This window comes from Paenisporosarcina sp. TG20 (assembly GCF_000286315.1).
GTDB lineage: Bacteria > Bacillota > Bacilli > Bacillales_A > Planococcaceae > Paenisporosarcina.
This window is the reverse complement of sequence record NZ_ALJG01000043.1, coordinates 1-897: the sequence shown is the minus strand read 5'-3', so window position 1 is coordinate 897 and position 897 is coordinate 1. Positions and strand designations below refer to the sequence as shown.

Genomic DNA, 897 nt, shown 5'->3' with positions numbered 1-897 from the left:
CAATACGGGAGGTTTATCTATGGCACAACTCGATTCTACCACAACTATACGAACGTTTAAGCATCTCACAGCTTTTGACCGTGGAAAGATAGCTGCGTTACATGATGAAGGAAAGTCAATGCAGGCAATTGCTCATACAGTCGGGTGCGATAAAAGCACGATTTACCGTGAATTAAAACGCGGCACCGTGACACAAATGAAATCTGGAAGAACGATGTTTGAAACCTATTTTCCTGATACAGCTCAACGAATTTATGAAGAGAACAGGAAATCCTGCGGTGCCAAGATTAAACTAGATAATGCTATTGAGTTCATTCAGTTTGCAGAAACTAAAATCTTGGAAGATAAGTGGTCTCCTGATGCCGTCTGTGGCTTTGTTGAACGACACAGTCTATTTAATGGTGCCATCGTTTGTACAAAGACACTGTATAACTATATTGAGCTCGGTTTTATTGGTGTGAAAAACATTGATTTGCCCATGAAAGTTCGTCTAAACACAAAGAAGAAACGTTGTCGTAAAAATAAACGTGTGCTTGGCCGTAGTATCGAGGAACGGCCGGACGAAGTGGCTCTGCGTGAAGAGTTTGGCCACTGGGAAATCGATACTGTCATCGGGAAAAAAAGCCAAGATAACGTGCTGTTGACAATCACTGAGCGTAAAACACGTAAGGAAATCATTGTGAAGATCGAGGGGAAAACAAGTGACGCTGTAAGTACGGCAATCAAAGAGATACGAAACAGCTACGGTTCACAATTCCAAAACATCTTCAAAACCATCACAGCAGACAACGGTTCCGAATTTGCGGAATTGGGTTTCACGTTTGATAAGGAAAAAACGGAAGTCTACTTCACTCACCCCTACACTTCTAGTGAACGTGGGACGAATGAACGCCATAA

At 42.3% G+C, this 897-nt stretch carries 1 protein-coding gene; it reads left to right on the top strand.

Annotated elements, in window-relative coordinates; all coding sequences use genetic code 11:
- Positions 1 to 897: IS30 family transposase (locus B371_RS23225; protein WP_019412363.1), on the top strand; the 897-nt coding region annotated here is incomplete at both ends.